The sequence below is a fragment of the Pseudomonas luteola NBRC 103146 genome (assembly GCF_002091675.1).
Classification (GTDB): Bacteria; Pseudomonadota; Gammaproteobacteria; order Pseudomonadales; family Pseudomonadaceae; genus Chryseomonas; species Chryseomonas luteola.
This window is the reverse complement of sequence record NZ_BDAE01000009.1, coordinates 1-23441: the sequence shown is the minus strand read 5'-3', so window position 1 is coordinate 23441 and position 23441 is coordinate 1. Positions and strand designations below refer to the sequence as shown.

The following is a 23441-nucleotide window of genomic DNA, read 5'->3' as shown; positions in this document are numbered from 1 at the left end:
AGGGGTCGCTAACTGGCGACCCGGTTAATCGACCAGATCAGCACCGGTTGGCGTGCTGAAGAATGGCGTGTTCCTGGCTATCCGTAACGCGGTATTGCCCTGCGGTAGATGAACCTTGTGCATGGCTTCCACCTGCGAGTGCATCACCAAGACGCCGGTCGATTCTTCAAGGAAAAGGCTAAATATAAAATCGATCCAAAGGATGTAAACGAACCGCTTTTGAGCCTTCTGGTATTAATTCCTGTTACGGCACCTTTGAGATGCATGGCTATTTGAGACTTTCGAACAGAACATGCATCTCGATAGGTGACTGTGCCGCCCAAGGGACCACAGCGAGCTGTTGGCGACTACGCAACGGTGGCGCTAGGTTGATAGCTGAGTCGCCGCGGCATAAAGCCGAACTCCAGCCGCGAAGGCTCTTTGAACATGGAGGCCAGGTTCTTTTCGATATTGCTGCACAGCGAGTTCATCTGGATCTGGTGCTGGCTGTTGGCAAACGGGGTTTGCAGATCGGTCCCGATCCGCTCGATCGCCAGCAACATGAAGCCTACGACGGTAGAAACCAGTGGCGTATACCACCCCATAGACGACACCAAGCCAACCGGAACGATCAGGCAGAATAGCGAAATGAACAGCCGCGGGAAATACACATAGGGAAAGGGTAATGGCGTGTTGGCAATACGCTCCATTCCACCCTGATGGTTCGAAATCTCCACGAGAGTAGATTCCATACGGGCCAGACGTATGCTGTCCAACCTACCCGCCTGGTACTCCTGCGCCACAATCGCTGCGGAGGCGTTCAGGATATCGTTGGGAAAGTTATTGGTGTCATGTCGGCGGGCAAACTCATCGGCAGGTAGCAGCGTCGCGACATCCGCGGGGCAAGCTTGGCCCTTGAGGTGAGCGGAAAGCGCCTTGAGGTAGGCCACGTGTCGGCGAAACAGCAGCGCTTTGATTGGATTTCGCCTATCGTCTTGATCATCGATCAAGGTCAATACCTGGCGACCCAAACTCCGTGAACTGTTTACCATGGCACCCCATAAGGTACGTGCTTCCCACCACCGGTTATAGGCGCTTGTATTGCGAAAGCTGATCAGGACGACCAGTGCTGAACAGAGCAGCGTCAGCGGCATAAGAGGCAGGTTTAGCCGATTGTTCATCAGCAACATCGAATCGGCCGTAACGATGACATCCCAGATAAACAACCAGAACAGCGGCCAGCCGACATAGGAAAAAACCTTGTGCATCCAGGTCAGCGTTCTCGAAATCCGAGCAATCATGAAACGACTCCCTTGGTGACTGATCTGGAGATCAGTGGCTGTATATCGTTCAGAACGGCGTTAACGCAGCTGCTGCCGGGTTTTCCGCGTGTCGTCAGCAAAAGCCAGGACCCAAGTTGTCCAGATAGATATAGGTGATCTCATGTGATGCATCCTCAATGCAGCTTTTGATGTGATCACGCTAACGAGGCTGGCTTAATTCTTCCTTAAAGGTTGCAAAATGTTTTAAATCAGGATGAGTAGTCGTTATCCAATGGACATAAGAGGCATGCATCCACATGGCGCCCACTGCGTTCTTGAACGGCCTGAACTTCTTTCTTGCGGATGTTCGTGACGGGCTTGGCCCATTCCTTGGAATCTTTCTTCAGCAACAGGGCTGGACCGCGGACCGAATAGGACTGGTCATGACACTAGGCGGGTTAGCCGGCTTGCTCCTGACCACACCGCTGGGAATGCTGGTGGACGCACTACAGGCCAAGCGCGGTATTGTTGCATGGGCTGCCTTGTGCATTCTTGTGGCCTGCGCCCTCAATTATTTTCTACCTACTTTTCTCTTTACCAGCATCGCGCAGATGGTTGCCGGTATAGCCGGTGCCGCTATTCCACCCGCCATTGCAGGACTTACCCTGGGCCTTGTAGGAACACGAGGGTTCGACCATCAGCTAGGTCGAAATGAAGCGTTCAACCATGGTGGTAATGCCTTTGCTGCAATCGGCGCTGGCGTATTCGGCTACTGGTTTGGCCTGGGCGCTGTATTCGTCCTGATGGGCGTTCTGACATTGGCCGCCTTGTATATGCTAGCCAGGATACGGGCTGACCAGATTGATCACGAGGCAGCCCGCGCTGGCTCGCCGGATCATGCGCAAAAGCTTTCCTGGTCAGCCCTTTTCCGCAACCGCCCCCTTCTAACCGTGGCAGTTACAGTGCTGCTCTTTCACCTGGGCAATGCGGCAATGCTCCCGTTGCTGGGCCAGGCAATGGTAGCGCGCGGCACCGCTGGCGACCCCAGTGCCTATACCGCGGCTACGGTAATCGTGGCTCAGGCCACCATGATCGTCATGGCACTGCTGGCGGCCAGATTGGCCCAGACCAAGGGCTATTACATCGTGTTTATACTGGCACTGTTGGCCTTGCCTCTTCGCGGCCTGCTGGCCTCATTCATCCAGGCACCCTGGGTTCTGATCCCTGTCCAGTTACTCGACGGTATTGGTGCGGGCTTGCTGGGCGTAGCCGTACCGGGGTTGGTAGCCCGCATTCTGGAGGGTTCCGGGCGATTCAACACCGGCCTTGCTGCCGTCATGACAGTACAGGGCATCGGTGCTGCCTTGAGTACCAGCCTGGGCGGATTTTTCGCAGCCCGTTACGGCTATGCTGAAGCGTTTAAAATACTGGCGCTGGTCGCCAGCGCAGGTGTGCTGTTGTGGCTCTGTGCGTCTTCCTGGATGTACCCTCTCTGCACGCAGCAAATAGCGCCTCGTGGTGCCAGGCAATGAGTCCGTCCGGCTGCTCAATCAGAGGGGTCATAACGTGTTTCACATTCGCAAGGCAAACCGCGCAGACACGGCGGACACCTGGACAGTCCGCTGTGAGGCCATTCGGCATCAATGCCCATCGTCCTACAGTGACGAGCAGATCCGGATCTGGACCAGTGGCACCTTTACGCAAAGCTATGAAAATGATGTCGAGGACCATTTCCATGTCCTGGTCTCGGATGAGCGCATCATCGGAACAGGTATGGTTGACCTGACATCCGGCAAGATCGACGCAATCTTTGTATTACCCCACTACATGGGACAAGGGGCTGCGCGCCAGATGCTGGAGCATCTCGAAACGCTTGCCGTTCAGGCAGACCTGGACTACCTTCACCTGGATGCAACCCTGAACGCGGCGCCGTTCTATCGAAAGTGTGGTTTTGTAGGTGAAAAGGTATCCACTTACCATTCGCCTCGTGGTCTTACGCTGGACTGTATACCGATGTACAAGATGCTTCGGCCAACCGGAGATATCCCTCGGTAAAGCCACAGATAAAGTCTGCCAACGCACCACAACAGAGATCGTCCACGCATGTTAACCGTTCGACGTGCACAACCTGACGATGCCGGCTACCTCCAACGGCTATACAGCCAACTTGTGGACAGTGCGTTCATTACTGTGCTTCCGGCTCGTCTGGAGGAACTTCAGCATGATCCTGTCCATGAGCTTTTAGTGGCCGAATATGGCGGCACCTTTATCGCCAGCGCGTTGCTGATCTTCTGCAAGGATGCAATGTTTGGTTTTCAACCGTTTGCGGTGGTAGAGAATGTAATCGTTGACGAGGCGCAACGCGGAACGGGCGTCGGCAGGCAGCTGATCAGGGCCATCGAGCAACGCTGTATCGACAAGGACTGCTCCAAGATCATGTTATTGAGTTCAGCCCACCGGACTCAGGCCCACGCCTTCTTCGAGCGGGCAGGCTTCAAGGGTGACAGCAAGCGCGGCTTCGTCAAATATCGGCGAGACTTGCTGGCATCTGGCTTGCCACCTGACTAGTCAAGCCAGACGCAGAATCATTGCCCCGATAGCCATGACACATACCGCTGCAATTCGATCCCGACTCATGCGCTCTTTCAGAACAAGCACGGAGATGAGCGCCGCAAATATAATCGAGGTCTCTCGCAAGGCAGCGATAACGGCCACAGGCGCCAGGGTCATCGCCCAAAGCGCCAAGCCATAAGACGCCAATGTTCCAGCTCCCCCTACCAGTCCCACCAGCCATTGAATGCGGAAAAATGATACGAAGGCATGGGCATTGCGCCAAAGCATCCAGACCGTCATAACCGCGCCTGTCAGAAGAAAAATCCATAAGGTATAGGCCAGCGGTGCGCCCGATACTCTGACGCCCGCCCCGTCTACCAACGTATAAGTAGCAATAACCAGGGCGTTAAGTAGCGCCAGACCAACCCCTGCCCCGCGCCTGGATGCACGTTGGCGCGCCATCAATAAGATACCCAGACAAAGCGTGCCGATACCCACCCAGGCCGTCGTGCTCAGATGCGCGCCTAATCCCACCGTGCTGATGACCGCTACCAGCAGCGGCGCCGTTCCCCGCATCAACGGGTATGTCAGGTTCATTTCAGCGACGCGATAAGTCTGTGCCACCAGGTTGTAATACACCACCTGCAGTACAGCAGATGCTCCAATGAAAGCCCAGCTGGGCGCTGCCGGCGGAGGGACAAATGGCAGGATCAAGGCTGCTATCAATGCCGCTGCAGCGGTAATCACTGCAGTGATAAGGATCTTGTCGCTTCCACTTTTGACGATTGCATTCCAAGTGGCATGCAAGGCCGCCGCGAACAAGACGACACCATAAACGGTTACAAGCATCTGTACCTCTGCAGGGTGATTGGGCCTGTCGCACCAACGACTCAACCGCTTCAGGCGTAACGTTCACGCGCGGCGCTTTTGATTGCCTCCAGAAATGCACGCACTCGCTGGGGCAGCTGGGTACTGGCATAAACGGCATGTATCTGTGGGTCATGCCCGGTTGAGGAGGTCAGTCGATAATGGCTGCATACCCGGACTAAACGTCCCGCCTGCACCGCCGGTTCTGCAAGCCAGTCCGCCAGCCGGCAGATACCAAGACCTTGGACAGCAGCGTTATATAACGCTACGCCTGAACTGAGACGGTAACGGGGCTGGGCCTTGTAACGGACCTGAACATCGCCCTGCCTGAAATACCAGTCCTTGAGAATTCTTGGGGAGGTATGCATCAGCAGGTCATGCTCGACAAGCGCCTCGGGCGCTTCAGGCACGCCACGTATGGCGAGATATGTCGGACTTGCATAGAGGTAACGCCGATAGCTCCACAATGGCGCGCCGATCAGCTCGCTAGGGTAGGCAAAGCCACCACGAATAGCAAAATCCAGTTTGTCTGCAATGGGATCATGTGCCGCATCGCTTACCTGTATATCGATGCTGATCTGAGGGTTCCGCCGCCCAAACTCCGCCATGACGCTGGGCAAGAAATCCATCATCAGGCTTTCAGGGGCGGAGCAGCGAATCCACCCTTGCGCCAACGTACCCTGTACCGAGAGTGATTCCTCTGCCTCGGCCTGCAGTGACAGCATCTGCCTGGCGTAGCCATAGTATGCCTCCCCCGCCTCGGTCAATCGGACCTGCTTTTGTGAGCGCTGCAAAAGCTCATGCCCCAGCTGCGCCTCAAGGCTCTGTATGGCGCGCGTCACTGTACTGGGAGAGCGTCCCAGCAGGCGCGCCGCACTCACAAAACTATGGCGATCCACTACTGCGCAAAAGGCCTGTAGTTCCCATAACTGACCCAGTGACATACCGCCATCCTTGTTGCGATTTCTGCAATACCACATTGCAACACAAAACCCAGCGTTGCTCTATCGTATCCGTCTCGTGTCATCAAAGGATGTTGAAATGGATGTAGTGTTGGATCCCACCTTTCTGCTATTACTCGGGCTGGTTGCCTTTGCAGCAGGCTTTATCGATACGCTGGCAGGCGGCGGCGGGCTGATTACCGTGCCTACCCTAATGCTGGCTCAGATCCCACCGGTACAAGCCATTGCAACCAATAAACTCCAGAGCACCTTTGGGGCGCTAATCGCCACATTGACCCTGCTTCGTAAACGCAAGATCGCCTGGGCAGATGTCAAAAAGCCCTTCTTGACCTCCTTTATTGGCGCAGCCGTGGGCGCCGTGGTTATTCAGCGTGTAGATGCCTCCGCTCTTGAAGTCTTGGTGCCTTTCATATTGGGTGGTATTGCGTTGTACTTCCTGCTTGCCCCAGGCGCAGGTACTGTTGAGCGCAAGCCGCGAATGGGGGAGCGGCTGCACCGTCTCCTGGTTGTCCCCCTTATCGGGTTTTACGACGGTTTTTTCGGTCCTGGCACGGGCTCATTCTTTTCACTCAGCGAGGTAGCCTTGCGGGGCCGCGACCTTATAACCGCTACGGCAACTGCCAAGTCCCTTAACCTGGCGAGCAACCTTGCATCCCTTGCAATCTTCATCATGGGCGGCAAGGTACTTTGGCTGGTAGGTGGCATCATGGCAGTCGGACAGCTTGCGGGTGCCTATCTGGGCTCACTGGCCGTTATCGGTGGCGGTGCCCGACTGATCAGGCCTCTCATCGTAGCCATCTGCTTTGTAATGATTGGCCGTTACCTTTATCAAAACGGTTACCTGTCTTCTATAGCGCATGTATAAGATCGCACTCAGAGACCATGCAGAGCGAGCCCAGCCATGATGAGCAACAGGATTCCGCACAGGGCATGGCTGGCTCTATGCCAGTTTGGTGAGCTGGCACGCCGGAATCCCTCAACAAGCGCTGCCGTCAGAAAGCAGCACAAAATAGAGGCACTCATGACTCCGCCAAAGAACATCGCTGTGTTTGCAATACTGGGAGTGTCGCCTGTTATACCCGACAAGGCGCTTCCCAACGCGCCCCAATACACAATGTTTTTTGGATTAGTCAACGAGATGGCAGCACCCGCCATCAAGGCGCCCTGCTGCGGTTGACCTGATTCACTTGTACCGACCGGCAGGCGCCACGCATCCTTGAGACTCTGAACGCCTAGCCAGGCCAGATAAACCGCACAGAGTAGCGTTAGGGGTATGCGAATCGGCTCATGGCCCAGCAGGACTGACAGCCCTACCAACCCTAATACAGCCCACACGGCATCGCCCAACAAAGATCCTACCTGAACCATTAGGGCCGGCCTGAAACCATTGGACAAGCCACGCCGCAACGTTTCAGCCAGGACAGGTCCAGGCGACAGGCAGAACGCAGCGCCAAACAAAAAGGCCGATAGGAAGATTGTCAGCATATCAGGCGTCTCGAAAAGAAAGGGCGATCAGTATGGGTTGCCCCTGCTCAATAATCTTGAACAGGATTGCAGGACCTGTAGAGGCGTTGATATTGGCCAGGCGGTATTCCATAAGCCGAACGAAAGTGGCGACTCAAGTGGCTCTGATCAGCAAAGCCAAGCGTATAAGCAACATCCGTGGCGGGCATACCCTGCCGCAGCAGTCCCCGTGCTCGCCGCGCTCTCAGCTGCATGGCCCATTGATGTGGGCTTAACCCCGTTTCCTTTTGAAATGCTCTCAGCAATTGATACTTGGATCTCTGGGTCAAAAGGGCTAGTTCGTCCAAAGTAGGCATTTGCGCCAAGGAGTCGGCAAGACACTCCTGAATACGAAGAACCACCTCTGGCTCGGCTGAATGCGTGGTCAGTGCAACACCACTCAGCTCCGTGATCTCTGCGAGTAACAGGATCAACGCCTGATGAACGTGTGGGTTGCTCGTGGAGCTGCCTTGTAATGCCATTTGCACCACGCAGGCAAAGCGGTTTGCAATGGCTGGCTGATAAAGCAAAGGACGCTCGAACTCAACTTGATTGACCCCAAGGCTTTGGGCCAGCCAGTCCGCCGATACATAAAGCCCTACGTAGCGCCAGAAGGCTCCCTCATGGGCCCCGCCGCCTTGTATTTGGCCGGGGTTATACAGAGTGATGGATCCCTTGCCGGCATTGAATATCCTGCCATCCAGCCAGATGTGCTCCTCGCCTTCCAAATTGACTCCAATTACACACTCATCATGGCTGTGCTTGGCGAATCGGTGACCCGTACCGCTGGCATCCACCAGCTCAACGGGACCTGACCAGGCATGCCGCAGGGTAAGCACGTCTTATAGCCTCTCATCCGATTTGAAGAGACTACAGTTTAAGCCAAACGAACGTACGATAGGTTGATTGGATACCCGCTCGCGTTCGGACCTACTGTTTCAGCTGATGTTCGGGGTTCTCGCTTTCTGCCTGCTCACCCCCGGTTGCATTGAACGTATCCCAGTCTTCACCAAACAGCTCAACCGGATGCATGGTACGGCTGGCGCCATTACCGCAGGCTAACGAGTTTGCAGGACAATACATATCGCACCCCCAACAGATGCGCTCCGGATGCTTAGGCTGCAGAGGAAATTTCTTGGCCATCCGAGACTCCTGAACGTATGAGGTGAACCCCTAACGTATCGAAATTTGGATAAACGTTTTTGATCTCACTCAAGTGTTACGACGATTATAGCGGTGTTGATACCCACCCAATGATATAACCCTACTGTGTGACTTGTAGCAGCTTGGCATGCTACGACTGTCTAAGGACTCATCGCACCCCAGCGAACAGCCATACATTTTGTTCGATAGAAGTCGATGCTGACGATGTATCAATGGATTTAAACGTTAAGACAATAGGTTTGCACGAGGGAATGCATACGTGCCCACTTCATAGGCAAACGCTGACTTATCAAATGCAACCACAAACTATGTAGTGATCGTTTTGAGAGCCAGGATCTGGTTATGAAGCCACACGCTAGTAAACCTTTAAAGGTAACATTTACACGTTATAATCCTGAACGGTTTGTCAGAACTATTACACAACTGTCTGACTTTTTAGTCTGGTTGAGTCAGCCGCATGTACGATAGATCCACGATGCCTGCCGGTATACCTAACCAAGCAATAGCGGCTATTTCAATGCTCAGGTTGCCAAACCTTAAAAGATACGCCAACCATGGTACTTCACTGATTCAATACCTTCGACATATCTAAGTGATTGAAAAGCTGAATTTTCCAACTATTACACACTGGTCACTTATCTGGAATGAATGATAGCGCTTTTACTGTAGCGTCAAGTTGACTTCATCTGTAAACTTGCTGTCCACCTTGAAGCTATGGACTGGCTTCTGTGAAAGATTATGGATGGTCTGGGAAAGATTTCTCTTGCATTGCTTGCTCTCATGACAAATAGCGGCTCTGTGCAATCATCTATTCTTTTACTGATTCCCTGTCCTGAACTTCATTGTTTTTTAGGATGCTGGCGTTTTACGCCAGGCTTGTATAAGGAAGATGTAACACATGGAATGGTATCTCTCGGTAGTCAGTAACTACGTCAAGTTTGATGGCCGTGCTCGACGGAAAGAATATTGGATGTTCGCCCTGTTCAGCGCGATCATTACTGTTGTACTTGCCGTTGTAGATGGAGTAATTGGCTGGGGCCCTTGGTTATGTGGTGTCTATACCCTGGCTATGATTCTTCCAAATGTGGGCGTCACTATCCGACGTCTTCATGATACCAACCGAAGCGGTTGGTGGGCTCTTATCAGTGGCGTTCCAGCAGTAGGCGGAATCATTTTCCTGGTGCTTATGTGCCTTGAGGGAGATCTTGTCGATAACCGCTTCGGGCAGAGCCCTAAAAACGTCTAAGCCTAATAGAGGGTTATGCAATTGAAGTTTTGAAAACCGCTCATTGCGTACCAGATCGGACATGAATTGATCATGTCCGATTATGCTCCATCTACTTTTCTTGATTGCTCGTCAAAAATATTCCCTGCTAAATAACAGGCACCTCATGCGCAGATAAGAACAGTCTTATCTTCCAAGGTTATTTAATTCACGAGTAGCAACAGTGTTGAAAACGATAGCGCTTACACTAATGGGTGCGTCTTGATAGGCAGGCTTGTTGGTGGTGCGTTTCTATGGGTTGGACGCCAGCCCAGGGTATCGGCGGTAAACATTCAAACCCCAGGCGGCCAGTTAGATATAAGCCGAGATTACGCTTACTTAAATTCCACGACGATTATTGATTGCCGTCAGCCCTTTCACGATTCGATAAATCGTCCAGATTGCCCAGCCAAGCAGCACGAACCATCCGATGATAAGCAGGGTTGAAGCAAACCCCAGTACAAGCCACAGAAGTCCCCACCAGAATGTACGGATCTGATAATCCAGGTGCGAACGAGAAATCGGATCTGCCGTATCTCTGTTGACATAGGCCAGGATAAGTCCAATCAGCGCGGTAACGCCGTTGAAGAAACCTACAATGTACAGAACATAGACGATGCCAGCCATATTCGAATTGCTGACAATCGGCTGCTGCAATGGAGCAGGCTGGACGGTTTGATTGATATCGGTCATGGCTAAGTCCTTTTAATGAGCAGGTGAAACGCGCACTCCAAATGCGCCTGTGCACATGATAATACGTTCCAGGACATCAAACTACCCTGGCCTCTGTATTAGCAACCTGAAGAGTTGTTCTCGGAACATTTGACGGCCGTATTGAGGCGTCTTAACAAGCGATGGCGTCAGCCGGAACGCCTACCCTTTTACGGAAAGGCTGAACTTAAAACGGCAATGTCATTGATCTTGGTCCGGGCTTGACAGTAGCGCATGTACCTTTCGTACGACTCAATGTTCTTTGGCTCCTTATGTGTTCTTTAAACGGTAAATAAACAACCCTAAGCGCAAATAACCACACAAAAAAAGCGTGTAATTACAAGAGCCTAGACGTATCTATCTTCCAACGTCCTCAAGTGCACGCTTGCCACAAAACGTGCCAACTTGCATCGCGCAGCCCATACCGCTTATCGGAATTAAACACTCCTATTCGCGAAGCCAAAAAGTCGTTGCTAGGCTCGAAAGGACCGAGATAAGGGAGCCGACGTTTTGAGCCAGTTCGTTGATCGACTACTGTTCTTCAAAAAGTACAAGGGATCTTTCTCGGAAGGTCATGGAGTAACCACTGACGAAAATCGCGCCTGGGAGGACAATTATCGGTCCCGCTGGCAAAGCGAGAAGATTGTGCGATCTACCCATGGCGTCAATTGCACAGGCAGCTGTAGCTGGAAGATCTATGTCAAAAATGGATTGGTGACCTGGGAAACTCAGCAGACCGACTACCCGCGGACCCGTCCTGATCTTCCCAACCATGAGCCGCGTGGCTGTCCTCGTGGCGCCAGTTATTCCTGGTATCTCTACAGCAGCAACCGCATCAAATATCCGATGGTACGCGGCCGCCTTCTTGCGCTTTGGCGCGAAGCACGCAAGACGCTTTCCCCTGTTCAGGCCTGGGAATCCATCCAGGGCGATGCTGCCAAACGGCGGAGTTACCAGGAAGTGCGAGGCTTGGGTGGCTTCGTACGAGTGGATTGGGATGAGATCAACGAACTTATCGCCGCTGCCAACATTCACACAATCAAGGCCTGGGGGCCTGATCGGGTGGTCGGGTTTTCACCGATTCCCGCCATGTCGATGATCAGCTATGCGGCCGGCACACGCTACCTCAGCCTGATCGGAGGCACGTGCCTGTCCTTTTACGACTGGTACTGCGACTTGCCACCCTCATCACCTCAGACCTTTGGCGAGCAGACAGACGTTCCGGAAAGTGCAGACTGGTACAACTCTGGCTATCTGCTGCTCTGGGGCTCCAATGTGTCCATGACACGGACGCCCGATGCTCACTTCTACACCGAAGCCCGGTATCGCGGGGCCAAAAGTGTGGTGATCGCGCCAGACTTCATCGAGGTGGCCCGCTTCGCCGACTTGTGGCTACATCCCAAGCAGGGCACCGACGCGGCCCTTGCCCTGGCCATGTGTCATGTAATCCTCAAGGAGTTCTTCGTCGACCGGCAAGTGCCTTACTTCCAGGAATACGTCCGTCAATACTCCGACTTGCCCTTCCTGATTGTGCTCGAACGTCATCCCGAAGGGCTCGTTGCTGGCCGCATGCTTCGTGCCGCCGACTTTGCCGATAACCTCGGCCAGGACAACAATCCCGACTGGAAACCCGTTGTGATTGACGAAACGACCGATGCTATCGTAGCGCCACAGGGCAGCGCCGGGTTCCGCTGGGGTCAGAAAGGCAAGTGGAATCTGGAACCCAAGGATGGCGCCAGCGGAGCAGAGATCTCCCCGCGCCTAACGCTGCTAGGCGAGGCGACTGCAACCGTTGCTTTCCCCTACTTTGGCAGCGAAGGCAAGTTTGGTCTTACTGACCATGCCCCTATTCAGAAACGCCGGATACCTGTACGTCGTGTGACGCTCAAGGACGGACGCGAGGTCGAAATCACGACTGTGTTCGACCTGATGCTTGGCAGCTATGGCGTCAGTCGCGGACTGGGCGAGGACGGCGCAAGCAGTTTTGACGAAAATATTCCAGGAACGCCCGCCTGGCAGGAGTCGATCACAGGCGTTCCGCGGGATCGTTGCATTGCCGTAGCTCGTGGTTTTGCAGCCAATGCCGAAGCGACCCAAGGACGTTCCATGGTGATCCTCGGTGCGGGCTTGAACCACTGGTACAACATGGACATGACCTACCGCGGCATCATGTCGATGCTCATCCTGTGTGGTTGCGTAGGGAAGTCCGGAGGCGGCTGGGCGCATTACGTCGGGCAGGAAAAGCTGCGGCCTCAAGCCGGCTGGCTGCCGGTCGCGTTTGCGACAGACTGGTCGCGTCCCCCACGACAGATGAACGGGACGAGTTTTTTCTATGCCCACACTGATCAGTGGCGCTATGAGCGTATGGAGTTACGCGAGCAGATCTCGCCACTGGCAGATCCCACGGCGTGGTCTGGAACCATGCTCGACTGCAATGTTCGAGCCGAGCGCATGGGGTGGCTGCCCAGTGCGCCGCAGCTCAAGACCAATCCCTTGCATGTGGCGCGTGCCGCACGCGCTTCAGGCCAAGACCCGGCTGCGTATGTGGCCGACGCCCTTCATGCAGGGTCCCTGCAAATGGCCTGCGAAGATCCAGACGCGCCCGAGAATTGGCCACGCAACCTGTTCGTCTGGCGCTCCAATCTGCTCGGCGCTAGCGGCAAAGGTCATGAGTATTTTCTGAAACACCTGTTAGGTGCACGCAACAATGTACTTAACGAGGAAAGCGATCAGCGGCCCGAAGAAGTGGTTTACCGAGAGCAGGCTCCCGAGGGCAAGCTTGACCTGTTGGTTACCATCGATTTTCGCATGAATACCACTACGCTCTTCAGCGATGTGGTCCTGCCAACTGCCACCTGGTACGAAAAGGCTGACCTCAACACCTCCGACATGCATCCCTTTATCCATCCACTGCAAGCCGCGGTGGACCCGGTTTGGGGCGCACGCACGGATTGGGCCATTTTTCGAGAACTGGCTAATACGTTTCAGCGGCTTGCGCCTGGTGAACTGGGCGTTGAGGAAGACGTAGTGCTGACCCCAACCCTGAAAGATACGCCATCCGAACTGTCCCAGCCCTATGGAGGGCAAGACTGGAAGCAGGGAGGACCGGCTGGCATTCCAGGACGCACCATGCCTGCTATCACCTTGGTTACCCGCGACTACCCCGCGACTTACGACCGCTTTGTCAGCGCGGGTCCCCTGCTTGAGGAACGCGGGAACGGTACCAAGGGCATGGTGTGGGATACGAAGGCGGAGGTAGCACACTTGCGTGATGTCAATCTACCTGACCCCGGCGCAAACAATCGTCCACGTATGCGGTCGGATCTCGACGCGATCGAAACGGTGCTGGCGCTGGCACCTGAAACCAACGGACAGGTAGCCTATAAAGCCTGGCAGGCCCTCTCGGAGGTAACCGGCCGTGATCACACTCACCTGATTGAACGACGTGCCGGTGAAAAGATTGAGTTTCGCGACATCGCTGCCCAGCCTCGCCCCATCCTGACATCACCGGTCTGGTCCGGCATCGAAAGCCACGAGATCTCCTACAACGCTGGCTGGACGAACGTGCACGAGCTGATCCCATGGCGAACACTAACCGGACGCCAGCAGCTCTATCAGGATCACCCCTGGATGCGGGATTTTGGCGAAGGCTTCGCCACGTATCGCCCTCCGATCGATACGCGCTCGGCGTCTCTTGAGCTAGCTCAGGCGCATGACAACGGCAATCCGCCGCTTGCCCTCAACCTCCTCACACCTCACCAGAAATGGGGCATCCACAGTACCTATACCGAAAACCTGATTATGCTGACCTTGGCGCGGGGTGGGCCCATCGTCTGGATCAGCGAGCGTGATGCCGCCAAGGCAGACATTGAAGATAACGACTGGATTGAGGCGTTCAACCGTAATGGTGCACTGGTCGCACGTGCGGTCGTCAGCCAACGCATACCTGAAGGGGCCGCGTTCATGTATCACGCGGCCGAGCGTACGGCAAATGTGCCGGGCAGCGAGGTTACGCAGAATCGCGGCGGCATACACAACTCCGTCACCCGTGTTGTGCTTAAGCCCACACACATGATCGGTGGTTATGCCCAGTTGTCTTGGGGATTCAACTATTACGGCACCGTTGGATCGAACCGGGACGAATTCATCGTGCTGCGCAAGATGAGAAACGTCGACTGGCGCGATCGACCGCTGTCCGAAAAGATCGCCGTGATGAAAACCGAAGAGGAATCTCGCGTGGAAGGGCAGCGGACATGAAAGTCAGGGCGCAGATCGGCAAGGTTCTCAATCTCGACAAATGCATTGGCTGCCACACCTGCAGCGTGACCTGTAAACAGGTCTGGACGACCCGTCAGGGAATCGAGTACGCCTGGTGGAACAACGTAGAAAGCAAACCGGGCATTGGCTTTCCTAAGGACTGGGAAAACCAGGAGCGCTGGCGTGGTGGTTGGGTGCTTGGCAAGGGCGGTGAACTGCGACCGAAGACCGGCGGCAAATGGCGGATTCTGTCCAAGATATTTGCCAATCCGGAGCTGCCGGAAATCGATGACTACTACGAGCCGTTCGATTACGAATATTCCTATATTCATGGCGTGGGTGAAAGCGAGGCTGCCCCAACGACTCAGCCGGTTTCGATTGTGACTGGCGAGCGGATGGAAAAGGTCAGCTGGGGACCCAATTGGGAGGAATCACTCGGTACTGAGTTTCACAAACGCTCGCAAGACTACAACTTCAAGGAAGTCGAGAAAGCGATCTATGGAGAGTTTGAAAACAGTTTTCTGATGTTCCTCCCTCGTCTGTGTGAGCATTGCCTGAACCCTACTTGCGTTGCCGCGTGCCCGTCAGGGGCTATTTATAAGCGCGAAGAAGATGGCATTGTCCTGATTGATCAGGAGAAGTGCCGCGGCTGGCGCATGTGCGTAACCGGGTGCCCTTACAAGAAGGTTTATTACAACTGGCATACGGGCAAGTCCGAGAAGTGCATCTTCTGTTATCCGCGCATCGAGAGCGGTCAGCCGACCGTGTGTTCGGAAACCTGCGTGGGCCGTATTCGCTACCTGGGTGTGATGCTATACGACGCCGACCGGATTCTTGAGGTTGCCTCTCAGGCCAATGTTCAGGATTGCTATCAGGCGCAGCTGGACATCTTTCTTGATCCGCACGACCCGGCCGTAATCGAGCAGGCCCGTAAGGACGGCGTATCGGATAACTGGATCGAGGCGGCCCAGCGCTCGCCCGTTTATAAAATGGCCTGTGAGTGGAAGGTAGCCTTCCCGCTTCACCCTGAATACCGAACCGTTCCGATGGTCTGGTACATCCCTCCCCTGTCGCCGATTCAGGAGGCGGCCGATGCAGGCGCCCTGGCTACCCTTGAAGGCATCCCGGACGTAGATAGCCTGCGTATCCCGGTCCGCTACCTGGCCAACCTGCTGACGGCGGGAAAAGAGGAGCCCATCCGCGACACGCTACGCAAGCTGCTGGCGCTGAGAGCCTACATGCGTCGGCGCAATATCGAAGGGATTGTCGATACCACCGCGCTCGATGCGGTCGGTCTGACAGAGCGACAGGCCGAGGAGATGTACCGCGTAATGGCAATTGCCAACTACGAGGACCGGTTCGTGATCCCGACCTCGCATAAGGAAGTGGCCGAAAATGCTTACGACCAGCGCGGCATTGCCGGCTTCCATTTCGGGCAGATGACTTCCGAAGGGAACAGCCGTTTCATGCTGTGGGGCCAGGACACCCGCAAGACCCGGGGTGAGCGCTTCCCTCTCGACAGGAAGTAACGTGATGATAACGTGCAAGGCACTTGCCGGACTGTTGCTTTACCCCGACCAGGCCCTCATGGAGGCCTTGCCGGATATTCGATATATCCTGAATGACTCACCGCTGCCCGCCACACAACGTGACCAGGTCATCGCTTTTTGCGACCATCTGGCAGCGTCTGATCCTTTACAGGCGCAAGGGAATTATGTGTCGCTGTTTGACGGTGGCTCACGCGCCCTCTCGCTCTATCTATTCGGTCATGTGCACGGCGACTCACGGGATCGGGGCCAGGCCATGGCCAACCTCGTCGAAGATTATCGAGCCGTTGGGCTAGAGCTGTCAGGCGATGAGTTGCCTGATTTTCTACCGGTCTTTCTGGAATACGTTTCGTGTCATGCACCTTCCGACGCCGCCGTCCTGCTCGGTGAGATTGTAGAGATCGTTGCGCTTCTGGCCAGTCGTCTCGAGAAACGCGGAACACCGTATGCTGCAGTGCTGCGCGCTATCGAGGCGTTAGGCTCACGGCCAGCAGACACCGAGGTAGTCGCCTCCAGACTGGCCGAGGGAGAACAAGAGGATACCCCTGAAGCACTGGATGCCCGCTACGAAGAAGCACCTGTCAGCTTCATGGAGCCCGCAGTTGCCGATAGTGCCTGCTCGAACGCAGCCGCCCTGGTTGCACAGTTCGAACGCGATGTGCAGGTTTCACCCATCCGTCTCATAGAACGCTAGAGGTATGCCGCATGAATTGGCTCAACCAGTTCCTGTTCGGGTTTTACCCGTACCTGTGCATGATCTGTTTTTTTCTGGGCAGTTGGGCACGATTTGACCGCAGCCAATTCTCTTGGCGAAGTCAGTCAAGCCAGTTTTTGAGACGTCGCCAGTTGGTTTGGGGCAGTAATCTTTTTCACATCAGCATTCTAGGCCTTTTTGTCGGGCATACTGCGGGGTTACTTACGCCGCCTGAGGTCTACCATGCCCTCGGCCTGACCGTGAAAGCCAAGCAGATCCTGGCTATCGTGACGGGTGGTGCGCTCGCCGCCCTCGGCGTAGTGGGCGGAATTTTGTTGATCCATAGGCGCCTGACGGATGCCCGCATTCGCCAGACCAGCAAGCCGACCGATATCTTCATCCTGCTCTTCATCTTCTTCCAACTCTGCCTCGGGATCAGCACGCTGCCCGAATCGTCGCAAAATCTGGACGGCACCTACATGCTGGTGCTTGCCGAGTGGTCTCGCAGCATTCTCTTGTTCCGCCCGGGCTCGGCGCAGCTGGTGGCCGACGTGCCTTGGGTCTATAAGCTGCATCTGGTTTGCGGTATGACGCTGTTCCTTCTTGTGCCTTTTACCCGGCTCGTCCATGTCTGGTCTGCGCCTGTCTGGTACCTGGGCCGCCCTGGATGGCAGATCGTTCGCAAGAACGCCAACATTTCCAAGGAGGGCGTATGACGCCTTCCCAGCATATGCTCTGGCTGTTATCCGGTGTTCTGTTCATGGAGGCAGCCCTGGCAGCGGGCGCTGCCGATGATGTAGCGCCGCAGCCGGGGATCGCGCCATTCGGGGATCAGATTGCCGAGCAGCGATTGCCGCTTTACCACCGTGTTGCGCCGCTGGTGGCTATCGCTGGACCGATTGAGGACGAGGGTGTGGTTGAAGCCAAGCGCGTAGGTTTCGCCATGATTGTGGATCTGAGGCCAGCGGAAGAAATCGCATCCGAAAAACAACATGCGGAATTCGCACGCATCCGCTACGCCAACCTTCCCGTTCAGGACCTGCCGACACAGGAGCAGGTCAAGCAGTTTTCGGACTTGCTGGCCGATCGCAGTAACCTACCGCTGTTACTGCACGGAGGAACCACCGACCAGCCCGGTGCCATGTGGGCCTTGTACAGGGCCTCGCTCGGCGTTCCGCCCAACATTGCGCTGGACGACGGCATAACAGCCGGACTACAGCAGAGCACTTCTGCTGTCCGTACCCGGCTCGACGAGCATAAAAAAAAGTAGGGACATGACAATGATCACCGTTGACGGTATTGCCATTACTGATGACCTACTTTCGCTGGAGGCCCAACTGCAGGATGCCGATGACCCAGCCGCTGCCTGGGAACAGGCCGCACGTGCACTCGTCGTTCGAGAGCTGCTTTTGGCCGAGGCTACACGCCACGGTATCACCGGTCAGGATGCTGAGCCCGGTGAGGAGGCCGACGAGGCCGCCATCAGGCGTCTGCTCGAAACTGAGCTGAAGCTTCCAGAGCCAACCGAGACAGAGCTGGAGCGCTGGTACCAGCACAACCTTGATCGTTTGAAGCGTCCTGACCGTTGGCAGGTCCAGCACTTGCTGATCGCAGCGAACCCCGGTGATGAACGTGCCATTGGGGCGGCACGGGAAAAGGCAGAAACGATGCTTGCAGAAGTGCTTGATGACCCGACAGCCCTGACCGTGTTGGCGGGCCGCTTCTCTGACTGTCCTTCAAGAACGCAGGGTGGCGATCTGGGATTGATCGAGCGTGGAAGCACAGTGCCGGAATTCGAAACCCACCTTGCCGGACTGGCAGCAGGTGAGGTATGCCCCACAGTCGTTCAAAGCCGATTCGGCCTGCATATCATCCGTGTGCTGGCTTGTCATAAAGGACGGGTACCGCCACTGCAGGCAGTACGCCCGCGAATTATCGCCTTTTTGCAGGAAACCAGTTGGCGGCAGGCCGTGCAGGGCTATATCGCCTCACTGGCCGCACGCGCCAGCATCAAGGGCTTCGACCTTTTTGCAGGCGAGAGCGCCCCTGCTCGACCCTCAGCGTGGCCGGCAGGATCATCGTGCACCGCAGCGGACGGCTCCGCTGGCCACGGCCCGAACCGAGACCCTGTGATCATTCCCGCGAGGAACTGCTCTTGAAAACCGGATCGGCAGCAATCGCATCCTCAACCAGCACCCAGTCCTTGCGTGTGCTGGTGATGAGCACCTTGGCATTTCTGATCTCCTTTGCCGTCTGGATGATGTTTGGCGTGATCGGCATCCCTATCCAGACCTCCCTGGGCCTCAGTGCATCTGAGTTCGGCCTGCTTACCGCCACGCCAGTCCTGACCGGCGCCATTTTCCGGTTGCCGCTGGGTATCTGGACAGACCGCTTCGGTGGTCGAACAGTGATGACCCTGCTGCTTCTGACGTGCACCGTTCCTCTCTGGCTCGCCTCCTACGCAAACCAACTCTGGCAATTCCTGTTGTTGGGGCTGGCACTCGGACTTGTGGGAGCCTCATTCTCGGTTGGAACGCCCTACGTGGCTCGCTTTTTTCCCAGCGAGCGCAAAGGATTTGCGATGGGGGTATTCGGGGCAGGTACCGCTGGCGCCGCCATCAACATGTTCCTGGCGCCCACCCTTGTTGCCCGCTACGGCTGGGAGAGCGTGCCGCGTGTGTATGCCGTGGCGCTTCTCGTGACGGCGGTTCTGTTCTGGATAATTGCCGCACCGGATACCAGAGCCCCTGGACGCTCCGTTCCGGTTAGACAGCAGCTGGCTGTTCTGCGGGATGGGCGCGTCTGGAAATATTGTCAGTATTATTCCGTTGTATTCGGGGGCTTTACAGCGCTCTCGATCTGGATGCCACAGTATTACCTGAACGAATACGGTCTCTCGATTGCTCAGGCTTCACTGCTGGCAGCCTGCTTCTCCCTTCCTGGAGGTGCCCTTCGAGCGCTCGGCGGCTTGCTGTCAGATCGGCTTGGTGCTCATGCTGTAACGTGGTGGGTATTGTGGATCGCGTGGATCAGTCTGTTTTTACTCTCCTATCCACAAACCGATTTTACCGTTCAAACTGTCCGGGGACCGATGAGCTTTCATCTTGGCCTTCCGGTTTGGGGAGCAACAGCACTGCTATTTATTCTGGGTATCGCTTTTGCCTGCGGCATGGCTTCTACCTTCAAATACATCGGCGATGATTTTCCACAAAACATGGGCATCGTTTCAGGCATCGTCGGCATGGCGGGAGGACTGGGAGGGTTCCTGTTGCCTATCCTGTTTGGCACACTGCTCGACTTCCTGGGTATCAACTCAAGCTGCTTCATGCTGCTCTACGGCATCGTATGGGTGTCACTGATCCTGATTTACATCACCGAAGTACGACGATCACCTCCATTGGGAACCTCCTCTAAAGAGCAGACCCATCATTCGTAGCCGGGCAAAGGGCGGTTCACCTCTGCCCCAACGCAGTAACAGGTCCGTCTTGCGAGTGCGCCTGATTACTCAAATAGCAGGTAATCAGGCGATTGCACTGCTGGCATCCGCCAGGCGTATAGTCACTGGGAGCAACCCTAGCCACTACGCGCCTTCAATGACAGCTAATGGGCAGAAGCAGCGGCGTTAGCACGTACTGTATGCAGTTTCTTATAGCTGTCGATCAGTCGCAGGTGTCTATCCAGCCCCTCCAGCTTCATGCTGGTGGGCGTCAGGCCAAAGAAGCGGATGCTTCCATCCACTGAGCCCAGCACTGCATCCATGCGCGGATTGCCGAACATCCTGCGAAAGTTGACTTCATAGTCGGCCAGCTCCAGCTCCTCGTCCAGCGACACCTCAAGTACTGCATTCAAAGCCTGATAGAACAGGCCACGCTCAACGGTATTGTCGTTGAACTGCAGGAAGGCACCGACCAGTTCATGCGCTTCCTCGAACTGCTTCAGTGCCAGATAGATCAGCAACTTCAATTCAAGAATCGTGAGCTGTCCCCAAACTGTGTTGTCATCAAATTCGATGCCGATCAGGGTAGTGATATCGGTGTAATCATCCAGCTCGCAGTTTTCCAGGCGCTCAACCAATGCTTCCAGAGCGGCGTCATCCAGACGGTGCAGATTCAGAATATCAGCGCGGAAGGACAGCGCCTTGTTGGTGTTATCCCAGATCAGATCCTCTACCGGATAAATCTCCGAATAGCCCGGCACCAGGATACGGCAAGCCGTTGCCCCCAGGTCCTCATATACCGCCATGTACACTTCCTTACCCATATCCTCGAGGATACCGAACAGGGTCGCGGCTTCCTCAGCATTGGCATTTTCACCCTCGGCTGAAAAATCCCATTCGACAAATTCGAAATCCGCCTTGGCACTGAAGAAACGCCACGACACCACACCGCTGGAATCAATGAAATGCTCAACGAAGTTGTTCGGCTCGGTCACGGCCTGGCTTTCAAACGTAGGCTGAGGAAGATCATTGAGACCTTCGAAGCTGCGCCCTTGAAGCAGTTCTGTGAGGCTGCGCTCAAGCGCTACCTCCAAGCTTGGATGCGCGCCAAACGAGGCGAATACGCCGCCGGTACGTGGATTCATCAAGGTGACGCACATCACCGGGAACTCACCTCCGAGCGATGCATCCTTTACCAATACCGGGAAGCCCTGCTCTTCCAGTCCTTGGATGCCAGCCAGAATAGCCGGGTATTTTGCCAGCACGTCCTGCGGTACGTCAGGCAGGGCAAGCTCCCCTTCCAGGATTTCACGCTTCACCGCGCGCTCGAAAATTTCCGACAGACATTGCACCTGCGCTTCAGCCAGCGTGTTACCAGCACTCATGCCATTGCTCAGGTACAGGTTTTCGATCAGATTGGACGGGAAATACACCACCTCGCCGTCCGACTGACGTACAAAGGGCAGCGAACAGATGCCGCGCTCGACGTTGCCGGAGTTGGTGTCATACAGATGCGAGCCGCGTAGCTCCCCATCAGGGTTGTAGATTTCCCGGCAGTATGCATCGAGAATTTCAGATGGCAATGCATCCTTACGGCCTGGCTTGAACCATCGTTCGTTCGGGTAATGCACGAACTCTGCATTGGCAATGTCTTCACCCCAGAACTGATCGTTGTAGAAGAAGTTACAGTTCAGACGCTCGATAAACTCGCCCAAGGCTGACGCCAACGCGGCTTCCTTGGTGGCCCCCTTGCCATTGGTAAAGCACATCGGCGAATGAGCGTCGCGTATATGCAGCGACCACACGTTGGGAACGATATTTCGCCATGAAGCGATTTCAATCTTCATGCCCAGGTCGGCCAGAATCCCCGACATGTTGGCAATAGTCTGCTCAAGCGGCAGATCCTTGCCTGCAATAAAGGTGCTCGTGTCAGAGGCCATGCTCGGTATCAGCAGCGCCTGGGCATCGGCATCTAGGTTGTCCACTTCCTCAATGACAAATTCCGGGCCGGTTTGCACCACCTTCTTTACCGTACAACGGTCGATGGAGCGCAAAATGCCCTGCCGGTCTTTGTCAGAGATATCTGCCGGCAACTCGACCTGAATCTTGAAAATCTGCTGATAACGGTTTTCAGGATCAACAATATTGTTCTGCGAAAGACGAATGTTGTCGGTAGGGATATTGCGTGTCTGGCAATACAGCTTCACGAAATACGCAGCACATAACGCTGATGAAGCCAGGAAATAATCAAAAGGCCCAGGCGCCGAACCGTCCCCCTTGTAGCGGATAGGCTGATCGGCTATGACCGTGAAGTCATCGAACTTAGCCTCAAGCCGAAGGTTATCGAGAAAATTGACCTTGATTTCCATGCAAAACTACCGAAACGTGAATAAGCGAATTGGCTGCCATTATCCCGCATCTCGACAAGAAGTTTTTGCTTTTGGACGAAAGCGAAAATAGATCATGAAAATATTCAAGAAATATCGAGCCGGATAGGCGAAAGCGCCAGAATGGTCTCGCCTGAAAGCCAGATTTCTGACTGCCCAAGGGGTCCCTTCTTGACCAGGCACTGCCTACTCGACCTGAAAAATCAAACCCGATAAACGGTCTTCCTGCTGAAAGCATTGCGCCATCAAGTATTTAGCAAAGCTATCAGGACTTTAATCCTAAATGTTTCCTTATATGTAAAGGTTTTGGCACGTCACTTGTAATCAAGGGCACAAGCGTCAGGATGCGCCTCTTGGTATCTCCTAGTACCAAGACCTCATTACTTTTTATTTAGGGCAGCCCCCTCGTATTCATGGACGCGAGACCTAGCCCATCACTAGCAGAGCAGTATGGTGATTATGAGCACGTCCATTCATTTTTCTAAGCGATTCTTCAAGAGCCTGCCCCTTCTCGTAGGTCTTACCTTTGGCTCGGTAGCCGCCCAAGCCGAACCGGTCGATCTGGTTAGTCTGAACCTGTCCGGTGCGGGATTTGCTCCCCATGTTCTACCTGGAATCAATGGCACCAACTATATTTTTCCGGTGGAATCCTATTTCCAGCAGTGGAGCGCCAGGGGTATCAAGACCTTCCGCTTCCCCATCATCTGGGAGCGCCTGCAACCCAAGCTGGGCGGTCCTCTTGATCCTACCTATGTAGCCCTGATAGACCGCACCTTTGGTTATGCGCAAAAGCACAACATCAAGATCATTCTGGACCTGCATAACTATGCACGCTATCGCGGCCAGGTGATTGGG

General features: G+C 55.0%; 21 protein-coding genes. 13 read left to right on the top strand and 8 right to left on the bottom strand.

Going from position 1 to position 23441, the window contains the following annotated elements; genetic code table 11:
- Positions 1-347: 347 nt before the first annotated feature.
- Positions 348-1280: a bestrophin family protein gene (locus tag PLU01S_RS11935; RefSeq protein ID WP_074825642.1), complete on the bottom strand. Its 933-nt coding sequence runs from the start codon at positions 1278-1280 to the stop codon at positions 348-350.
- 278 nt (positions 1281-1558) lie between these two features.
- Between PLU01S_RS11935 and PLU01S_RS11930 the strand changes: the two genes are divergently transcribed.
- The 3 genes from PLU01S_RS11930 to PLU01S_RS11920 are packed head-to-tail and all read left to right on the top strand — an operon-like array spanning position 1559 to position 3809.
- A complete protein-coding gene (locus PLU01S_RS11930) occupies positions 1559-2773 on the top strand; it encodes an MFS transporter (protein ID WP_074825640.1) in 1215 nt (404 codons plus the stop codon).
- A gap of 34 nt (positions 2774-2807) precedes the next feature.
- The gene (locus PLU01S_RS11925; protein WP_010798570.1) at positions 2808-3296 is read left to right on the top strand and encodes a GNAT family N-acetyltransferase; all 489 of its coding nucleotides are present in this window, start codon (positions 2808-2810) and stop codon (positions 3294-3296) included.
- 48 nt (positions 3297-3344) lie between these two features.
- The gene (locus PLU01S_RS11920; RefSeq protein ID WP_074825637.1) at positions 3345-3809 is read left to right on the top strand and encodes a GNAT family N-acetyltransferase; all 465 of its coding nucleotides are present in this window, start codon (positions 3345-3347) and stop codon (positions 3807-3809) included.
- Here the strand turns inward: PLU01S_RS11920 and PLU01S_RS11915 are convergent, their stop codons facing one another.
- Together PLU01S_RS11915 and PLU01S_RS11910 are read right to left on the bottom strand one after the other, a co-directional pair.
- The gene (locus PLU01S_RS11915; protein WP_074825635.1) at positions 3810-4643 is read right to left on the bottom strand and encodes a DMT family transporter; all 834 of its coding nucleotides are present in this window, start codon (positions 4641-4643) and stop codon (positions 3810-3812) included.
- A 50-nt stretch (positions 4644-4693) separates the two neighbouring features.
- Entirely contained in the window at positions 4694-5605 is a 912-nt protein-coding gene (locus PLU01S_RS11910; RefSeq protein ID WP_074825633.1) for a LysR family transcriptional regulator, read from the bottom strand.
- Positions 5606-5702: 97 nt separating this feature from the next.
- Between PLU01S_RS11910 and PLU01S_RS11905 the strand changes: the two genes are divergently transcribed.
- The gene (locus PLU01S_RS11905; RefSeq protein WP_074825631.1) at positions 5703-6488 is read left to right on the top strand and encodes a TSUP family transporter; all 786 of its coding nucleotides are present in this window, start codon (positions 5703-5705) and stop codon (positions 6486-6488) included.
- An 8-nt stretch (positions 6489-6496) separates the two neighbouring features.
- Here the strand turns inward: PLU01S_RS11905 and PLU01S_RS11900 are convergent, their stop codons facing one another.
- From PLU01S_RS11900 to PLU01S_RS11890, 3 genes are all read right to left on the bottom strand, one after another.
- Positions 6497-7108, bottom strand: coding sequence for a LysE family transporter (locus PLU01S_RS11900; protein WP_074825629.1), 612 nt, complete (start codon positions 7106-7108; stop codon positions 6497-6499).
- Positions 7109-7155: 47 nt separating this feature from the next.
- Positions 7156-7965 (bottom strand): AraC family transcriptional regulator, encoded by an 810-nt coding sequence (locus tag PLU01S_RS11895; RefSeq protein ID WP_083397894.1) that lies wholly within the window; start codon positions 7963-7965, stop codon positions 7156-7158.
- Between the two features lie 91 nt (positions 7966-8056).
- Positions 8057-8269 carry a DUF3079 domain-containing protein gene (locus PLU01S_RS11890; RefSeq protein ID WP_074825628.1) on the bottom strand — a complete coding sequence of 71 codons (213 nt, stop codon included), beginning with the start codon at positions 8267-8269 and terminating at the stop codon, positions 8057-8059.
- A gap of 919 nt (positions 8270-9188) precedes the next feature.
- On the opposite strand from PLU01S_RS11890, the gene PLU01S_RS11885 reads away from it, so the two are divergent.
- Positions 9189-9536 carry a DUF805 domain-containing protein gene (locus tag PLU01S_RS11885; RefSeq protein WP_074825627.1) on the top strand — a complete coding sequence of 116 codons (348 nt, stop codon included), beginning with the start codon at positions 9189-9191 and terminating at the stop codon, positions 9534-9536.
- 357 nt (positions 9537-9893) lie between these two features.
- Here the strand turns inward: PLU01S_RS11885 and PLU01S_RS11880 are convergent, their stop codons facing one another.
- Positions 9894-10247 carry a DUF4870 family protein gene (locus PLU01S_RS11880; RefSeq protein WP_010798579.1) on the bottom strand — a complete coding sequence of 118 codons (354 nt, stop codon included), beginning with the start codon at positions 10245-10247 and terminating at the stop codon, positions 9894-9896.
- 528 nt (positions 10248-10775) lie between these two features.
- On the opposite strand from PLU01S_RS11880, the gene PLU01S_RS11875 reads away from it, so the two are divergent.
- The 7 genes from PLU01S_RS11875 to PLU01S_RS11845 are packed head-to-tail and all read left to right on the top strand — an operon-like array spanning position 10776 to position 20199.
- Positions 10776-14522, top strand: a complete 3747-nt coding sequence (locus PLU01S_RS11875) for a nitrate reductase subunit alpha (RefSeq protein WP_074825626.1) — start codon at positions 10776-10778, stop codon at positions 14520-14522.
- Complete coding sequence (gene narH, locus PLU01S_RS11870) at positions 14519-16051, top strand: nitrate reductase subunit beta (protein WP_074825624.1); 1533 nt, start codon at positions 14519-14521, stop codon at positions 16049-16051. The genes PLU01S_RS11875 and narH overlap by 4 nt, the downstream gene beginning before the upstream one ends.
- 4 nt (positions 16052-16055) lie before the next feature.
- Positions 16056-16763, top strand: a complete 708-nt coding sequence (gene narJ, locus PLU01S_RS11865) for a nitrate reductase molybdenum cofactor assembly chaperone (protein WP_074825623.1) — start codon at positions 16056-16058, stop codon at positions 16761-16763.
- Positions 16764-16774: 11 nt separating this feature from the next.
- Entirely contained in the window at positions 16775-17479 is a 705-nt protein-coding gene (gene narI, locus PLU01S_RS11860) for a respiratory nitrate reductase subunit gamma (protein ID WP_010798583.1), read from the top strand.
- On the top strand, positions 17476-18033 hold the full coding sequence (locus PLU01S_RS11855; RefSeq protein ID WP_074825621.1) for a fused DSP-PTPase phosphatase/NAD kinase-like protein: 558 nt from the start codon (positions 17476-17478) through the stop codon (positions 18031-18033). Before narI ends, PLU01S_RS11855 begins: the two co-directional genes overlap by 4 nt.
- A 4-nt stretch (positions 18034-18037) precedes the next feature.
- Positions 18038-18922, top strand: coding sequence for a peptidylprolyl isomerase (locus PLU01S_RS11850; RefSeq protein WP_083397892.1), 885 nt, complete (start codon positions 18038-18040; stop codon positions 18920-18922).
- Positions 18923-18981: 59 nt separating this feature from the next.
- Positions 18982-20199 (top strand): MFS transporter, encoded by a 1218-nt coding sequence (locus PLU01S_RS11845; protein ID WP_083397914.1) that lies wholly within the window; start codon positions 18982-18984, stop codon positions 20197-20199.
- A gap of 164 nt (positions 20200-20363) precedes the next feature.
- Here PLU01S_RS11845 and PLU01S_RS11840 read toward each other — a convergent pair whose 3' ends face one another.
- Positions 20364-22568, bottom strand: coding sequence for an OsmC domain/YcaO domain-containing protein (locus PLU01S_RS11840; protein ID WP_074825617.1), 2205 nt, complete (start codon positions 22566-22568; stop codon positions 20364-20366).
- Positions 22569-23036: 468 nt separating this feature from the next.
- On the opposite strand from PLU01S_RS11840, the gene PLU01S_RS11835 reads away from it, so the two are divergent.
- On the top strand, positions 23037-23441 hold a 405-nt coding region (locus PLU01S_RS11835; RefSeq protein WP_483407187.1), incomplete at its 3' end, for a cellulase family glycosylhydrolase.